This window comes from Falsiroseomonas sp. (assembly GCF_051860665.1).
In the GTDB taxonomy this organism is placed as follows: domain Bacteria; phylum Pseudomonadota; class Alphaproteobacteria; order Acetobacterales; family Acetobacteraceae; genus Falsiroseomonas.
The window spans coordinates 207,474-213,552 of record NZ_JBHYDM010000007.1 but is presented as its reverse complement, the minus strand read 5'-3'; the positions used below and the strand labels follow the sequence as shown (position 1 = coordinate 213,552).

The window sequence follows — 6,079 nt, the reverse complement described above, 5'->3', positions numbered from 1 at the left end:
CGCTGCTCCACCACCGGGCGCAGCGCCTCCGCCCGCGCCCGCACGGCCGGGTCGGGGTCGCTCTGCGCCAGCCGCAGCAGGGCGGCGCCGCCGGGGCGGGCGGGTTCGGCCGCCAGGTCCAGCGCCCGCGCCTTCTGCCGCGCATGGCCCCAGCGCAGCACATCCCCGAGCGATTCCAGCAGCAGCCCATCCGGCAGGCCGGCGCCCGGCGCGGCGCCGGCGATGGCATCCAGCCGGGCATCCAGCGGATCCTCCGGCAGCGGCGGCGCCACCTGGCGCAGCGGCCGCGGCAGGCCCAGCGCCAGCGCGGCCAGCGCACCCAACATCGCCAGCGGGCCGAGCGCGGGCAGCGTCACCACCAGCAGCCGCAGCACCGCGCCGGGCCAGCCGGGCGGCCGCTGCCGCAGCAGGCTCGGCAGGCCCAGGCAGCACAGCAGATGCAGGACCAGCGCCAGCGCCCACCAGCCGCCCGCCATGGCGACTGCCACCAGGGCCTGGGCCAGGCCGAGGCCGGCGAAGGCGACCCGGCCGTCGCCCTCGCTGCCCGGCAAAAGCCCGCGCGACGGGCCCTCGCTCACCGCGCTAGCCGCCATGCGCCTCGGCCACCTGCCAGCCGCCGCCGGCCATGCCATGCAGCAGCGCGACACTCACCACCACCTGCGCCGTGGCCGCCGGGGCACGCTGGGCCAGCAGGGCGCGCAGCCGGGCGGCGGCGATCTCCGCCCCCGCCACCGCGGCGCCGGGCAGCAGGATGGACAGGCGCCGCTCCTCCAGCCGCGCCTCCAGCAACAGGTCGGAGCCCCGGAAGGCCTCGGCCATCGCCGCCCGCGTCGCCTCCAGCGCCGCCGCGCCGCGCGGCCCGGCCGGGATCTCGGCCGAGAGCAGCGCCAGTTCGAAGCCGAGCCGGCGCGCCAGCCCAGTCATCACGGATATGGCGCGGGAGGCCTCCTCCCCCGGCACCATCAGCCCGCCGAGGCCGGCAATGCCGCCCAGCGCGCCGCCGCCGGCCGCCGATTCCGCGGCCTCCCGCGCCCGGGCCTCGGCCAGGGCGGCGCCGATCCAGCCGGCCGCGGCCTCCAGCGCCGCGATGGTCTCGAGCCCCAGCTCGTCGAAGCCGATATCCTCGATCTTCACCATGCCGAGCAGGAAGCCGTCCCAGGGCGAGAGCACCGGGGCGGCCAGCAGCCCCTCCCCGCCCAGGGCCAGGCGATCCGCCTGCCGCGTCGCCACCAGGGCGCCACGGCCGCGGCTGATCGCCTCCGTCAGCGGCCCCGGCAGCAGGATCTGGGAGAGGCTGCCGCCGCCCTCGGCCGGCCAGCCCTCGGCCGCCACCAGGTGCAGCGTGCGGTCCTCGGCCAGCCAGAAGGAACAGGCGGTGCAGCCGGTGGCGGCGCGCAGCAGGCCAGTGGCGCCGCGGATCACGCCTTCCGTCCCATGGCCCAGGATGCGCGCGGCCTCGAAGACCGCGGTGGTCGCCTGCAGCCGGGCGCCGAGGCGGGCATCCAGCTCCAGCGCCCGCTCGGCCAGGCGCTGGTTGGCCTCCGCCAGGGCGTCGCGATCCGCGAGCGCCGCCGCCGCGGCGGCCTGGGCCTGGCGCATGCGATGGCGCGCCAGGTCGCTGAAGGCGCCCACCATCAGCGCCACCGGCGGCCAGGCCAGCGGCAGCGCCCAGGCGCCGCTGCTCCAGACATCGGTGGAGACGGCGAGGCCGAGGCGCAGCACGCCCGCCACCACGGCCAGGGCGCAGCCCGCCACCATGCCGTAGCGGGCGGCGACATAGAGCACCGGCAGCACCAGGGGGGAGGCCGGCCAATGCGCGAAGCCATTGCCGCCGGTCACCACGGCGTCCAGCAGCACCAGCAGCAGCAGCCCGGCCAGGCCCTCCGCCATCGGGCGCATCGGCAGGCTGAAGGGGGAGAGATTCGGAAAGGGCAGCGCCTCCGGCAGCGGTGGCGGCGCGGCGGGGGGCGCCTCGACAGGCGCCGCGGCCGGCGGCGGGGGTTCGGGCTCGGCCAGGTCGCGCAACCGCGCGGCGGCGGCCTCCGCGGGGCGGGGGCGGCGCAGCCAGGACCAGGCGCGGCGCGGCCGGGCGGGCCTGGGCGCCGGCGCGGCCGCCCAGGGCTCGACCCAGGGATCGGGCGCGGGGGCGGGGTCCGGGGGCGCCACCTCGGGCCCCGGGCGATTCGTTGCGGGGTCCGCTTCGCCGGCCAGCGGGGCGCCAGGCGCCAAAGGCGCGGCTGCGCGCCGCCGCGCCGCGGCCGACGGCATCTTCAAGCGAGCATCCCCGAACCTGCCATTGTCCCCACCCGCGCCCCGCATCAGCAATATCGGTGAAGCCGGCGCCGCGCCAGGGCCGCGCGGGAGTTCCGCTCGCCCGATGCGCGAGGCCGCGGAAGCACCAGCGCGCGAAGTCGCAAAAGCCCTGGCGGCCCGTGGCGGGCCCCGCTACCTGTTGCGCAGATGTCCTCCAGCGTCCTGCCCGGCCTGCTGCCTCCGCCCCTGGGTCCGCTCCGCCCCCTGGCGGGGCTTTCCGCGGCGCGGCGCTTCGGCCTGGCGCTGAGCGCGGCGGCGCTGGCCGCCCTGGCCACGGCCAGCCTGCTGCCGCCGCCCGCCGCGCCGCCGCCGATCCGGCTCGTCGCGCCCCGCCACCCGGCGGAGGATCGCGCCATCGCCAGCCTGGAACGGGCCGTCGCCGCGCAGCCGGATGCCCCCTTCCCGCTGCGCCGCCTGGCCGCCCAGCTGCGTGCCAGCCATCGCCCGGTGCCGCTGGCCGAGGTGCTGGAACGGCTGCATGCCCTGACCGGCGAGCCCGCCCCCTTGCGGGAGGCGATGCAGCTGCGCCGGGACCTGGGCGATGCGGAGGCCGCGCGCGCCGCGCTGGAGCGCCTCTCGGCCATCGGCGCGACGACGGAGGCGGAGGCCCGGCAGCTCGCCGCGCTGCGCATCGAGGCCGGCGACGCCGCCGGCGCCTTCGCCGGGCTGCATGCCGCGATCGCCCGCAACCCGACGCCGGAGCTCGCGCTGCGGGCGATGCAGGCGGCGGCCAAGCTGCCCGACCCGGCGATGGCGATGCGGCCGCTCGGCGCGCTGCTGGCGGAGGTGGCGCCGGACCTGATGGAGGCGCTGCGCCGCGTGCTGATGAAGGACGGCCGCCCCGACCTGGCGCTCTATCTGCTGGAGGGCCTGCCGGCCGAGCTGCTGGCCCAGCCCGCCATGGCGCTGACGGTGGCGCAGGCCGAGGCCCGCGCCGGCTGGGGCGGCGCCGCGCTGGCCCGGCTGATGGCGCTGCGGGCGACCGAGGGCCTGCCGCCCGGCGGCGGCGCCCTGCTGATCGACCTCGCCCTGGCCGAGGGCCAGCTGGAGGAGGCCTTCGCGGTCGCCGCGCTGCTGCCGGCGGAGGCCTGGCCCGCCGCCCTGCCGCTGCGGCTGCAGGAGGCCGCCCGCGCGGCGCGCGACCCGTCGCTGTTCCGCCGGCTGGACCCGGCCCGGCTGGCGGCGCGCCCGGAGGCCGCCGCGGCCGTGGCGCTGGGCCGTGGCGACCGGACCGAGGCGCGGCGCCTGGCCCTGCTGGCCCTGGAACACCCCCCCGCCAGCACCGAAGGCGCGCGCGGCCTGGCCGCCCTGCTGCGCGAGCTCGGCCTGGACCAGGCGGCGCATGAGCGGCTGCGGCGCGAGGTGCAGGCGACGCCGGAGCCGCAGGCGATCCGCCTTTTCGCCGAGCTCGCCGCCCTGCCCGGCCGCCGCGCCGCCGCGCTGGTGCTGCTGGAACGGCTGCGCGGGGAAGGACCGGTGGCTGGCGAGGCCTGGCTGCGCCTGGCCCTGGCCGAGGGGCGGCTGGAGGATGCGGCGCGCTTCCTGCGCGGCGGCGGCACCGCCCCCGCGCCAGTCCTGGCGGAGACGCTGACCCTGGCCGCGACACGCCGCGCGCCCGCCCTGGCGGAGGCCGCCGCCGCGGCGCTGCGGGCGCTGCCGGACCTGCCGGAGGGCTGGACGGCGGAGGAGGTGGCGGTGACCGCCGCGCTGGCACGACCGCTGAACCCGCAGAACCTGGCCGGCGCGCTGAACCTGCTCGACTGGGCCGCGGATGTCGCCGCGCGGGACCGGGTGGTGGCGCTGCTGGCCGCGGCGCCGGAGGTGGCGGGCGCCGGCCTGCTCGGCGCCGCGCAGCACCCGGCGCTGCCCCGCCTGCTGCGTGGCGCGCAGGCGCGCGACGCAGGCGGCCTGGCCCGGCTGGCACTGGTGGCCGTTCTGGCCCCGGCCGAGGCCGTGCCGCTGCTGGCGCAGCGCGCGGCGGAGGACCCGGCCCGTTTCGGCCCCACCCTGGTGCTGGCGCAGCTGCGCGGCCAGGGCGCCGGGCCGGGGCTGGAGACGCTGCGCGCGCTGCTGCCGCAACTGGACCCGGCGCAGCGGGAGGCGGCGCTGTTCCTGGTGCTGGCCGCCGCGCCGCAGGATTCGCAGGCGGCGCTGCGCCAGCTGGCGGAGGCGGCGCTCGGCGCCGGCTGGCCCGCGCGCTACGAGGCCGCGCTGGATCGCCAGGGCCGCCGCGCCGAGCTGCTGGCCGCGCTGCGCATGCGCGCCACCCTGGCCAGCCCGGCGGAAAGGCAGGAGATCGCGGCCCGGCTCGCCGCGCTCGGCGATGCCGAGGGCGCGCGGGCCGTGGCGCAGGGGACCATCGAGGAGCTGCCATGACGCTGCGGATGTACGACCTGGCCGGCGCCGATCCGGCCCGGCGCTTCAGCCCCTATTGCTGGCGCGTGAAGCTGGCGCTCGCCGCCAAGGGGCTGGCGGTGGAAACCATTCCCTGGCGCTTCGTGCAGAAGGACCTGCTGGCGCCGCATGGCGGCGACAAGGTGCCCCTGCTGCTCGATGGCGACCGCGCGGTCTCCGACAGCTGGGCGATCGCCGAATACCTGGAGCAGGCCTATCCGGACCGGCCCAGCCTGTTCGGCGGCGCGGCGGGCCAGGCCAGCGCACGCTTCGTCAATGCCTGGGCAGATGCGGTGGTGATTGCCGGCCTGGTGCGGCTGGTGGTGGCGGATATCGCGAAGGTGCTCGATGCCGGCGACCTCGACTATTTCCGCAGCAGCCGCGAGGCGCGCTTCGGCATGAGCCTGGAGGCGGTGCAGGCGGATCGCGACCGCCAGGTGGAGGTCTTCCGCAAGGATCTGCATCCGTTGCGCATGACGCTGCGGGCGCAGCCCTTCCTGGGCGGCGCGGCGCCGATGCATGTCGATTCCATCGTCTTCGGCGGCTTCCAATGGGCGCGCTGCGTCAGCCCCTTCCGGCTGCTGGCGGCGGATGATCCGGTGGAGGCCTGGCGGCAGCGGATGCTGGACCTGCATGGCGGGCTGGCGCGCCACGTACCGGCCTTCGACTGAACGGCGCAGCGCATGACCTTTTCCCTGATCGCCCGCTGCGCCCGCACCGGGCAATTCGGCGCGGCCGCCACCACCTCCTCCCTCGCCGTGGGTGCGCGGGTGCATGCGGTGGCGCCGGGCATCGGCGCGGTGCTGACGCAGCACCGCACGGATCCGCGCCTCGGCCCGCGCGGCATCGGCCTGCTGCGCTCCAGCTGCTCCGCCAGCGAGACCATCGCGGCCCTCGTCGCCTCCACGCCCGATCACGGCTGGCGGCAGCTCGCGGCGATCGATGCCGCGGGACGCACGGCGCATTTCCACGGCGCGCGGGTGAAGCCGGAGCATGGCGCCGCGCATGGAACGGACGTCGTCGCCATCGGCAATATTCTCTCCAATGCCCAGGTGCCGGATGCGATGGTCGCCGGCTTCCTGGCCGATCCCGATCTGCCGCTGGCGGAGCGGCTGGTGCGGGGGCTGGAAGCGGGCGAGGCGGCGGGAGGCGAGCATGGCGAGGTGCGCTCCGCCAGCCTGCTGGTCTACGGCGGGCATGATTTCGCGCTGGTCGATCTGCGCGCCGATGGCCATGCGCGACCCATCCCCGCGCTGCGCGCGCTGTGGGAGGAATATGCGCCGCTGGTGGATGCCTATGTGGTGCGCGTGCTGAACCCTGACGAGGCCATCGCCCTGTGATCTGGCAAGGGCCCCGCCAAGCCGGGAGTCCC

At 77.9% G+C, this 6,079-nt stretch carries 5 protein-coding genes; 3 read left to right on the top strand and 2 right to left on the bottom strand.

The window, feature by feature from the left end; genetic code table 11:
• A partial coding sequence (locus ACTIF1_RS10425) for a hypothetical protein (RefSeq protein ID WP_439596340.1) occupies positions 1 to 578 on the bottom strand: 578 nt, incomplete at its 3' end.
• Positions 579 to 582: 4 nt separating this feature from the next.
• Entirely contained in the window at positions 583 to 2,166 is a 1,584-nt protein-coding gene (locus ACTIF1_RS10420) for a hypothetical protein (protein WP_439596339.1), read from the bottom strand.
• Between the two features lie 294 nt (positions 2,167 to 2,460).
• Between ACTIF1_RS10420 and ACTIF1_RS10415 the strand changes: the two genes are divergently transcribed.
• From ACTIF1_RS10415 to ACTIF1_RS10405, 3 genes are read left to right on the top strand one after another with little or no spacing between them, the layout of a single operon-like run.
• A complete protein-coding gene (locus tag ACTIF1_RS10415; RefSeq protein WP_439596338.1) occupies positions 2,461 to 4,689 on the top strand; it encodes a hypothetical protein in 2,229 nt (742 codons plus the stop codon).
• Entirely contained in the window at positions 4,686 to 5,378 is a 693-nt protein-coding gene (locus tag ACTIF1_RS10410) for a glutathione S-transferase family protein (RefSeq protein WP_439596337.1), read from the top strand. Before ACTIF1_RS10415 ends, ACTIF1_RS10410 begins: the two co-directional genes overlap by 4 nt.
• 12 nt (positions 5,379 to 5,390) lie before the next feature.
• Positions 5,391 to 6,047, top strand: coding sequence for a DUF1028 domain-containing protein (locus tag ACTIF1_RS10405; RefSeq protein WP_439596336.1), 657 nt, complete (start codon positions 5,391 to 5,393; stop codon positions 6,045 to 6,047).
• Positions 6,048 to 6,079: the final 32 nt, after the last annotated feature.

Excerpts from the sequence above, each read along its gene's own strand:
- ACTIF1_RS10415 (WP_439596338.1), top strand. The coding sequence starts at position 2,461 with ATGTCCTCCAGCGTCCTGCCCGGCCTGCTGCCTCCGCCCCTGGGTCCG.
- ACTIF1_RS10410 (WP_439596337.1), top strand. The coding sequence starts at position 4,686 with ATGACGCTGCGGATGTACGACCTGGCCGGCGCCGATCCGGCCCGGCGC.
- ACTIF1_RS10405 (WP_439596336.1), top strand. The coding sequence starts at position 5,391 with ATGACCTTTTCCCTGATCGCCCGCTGCGCCCGCACCGGGCAATTCGGC.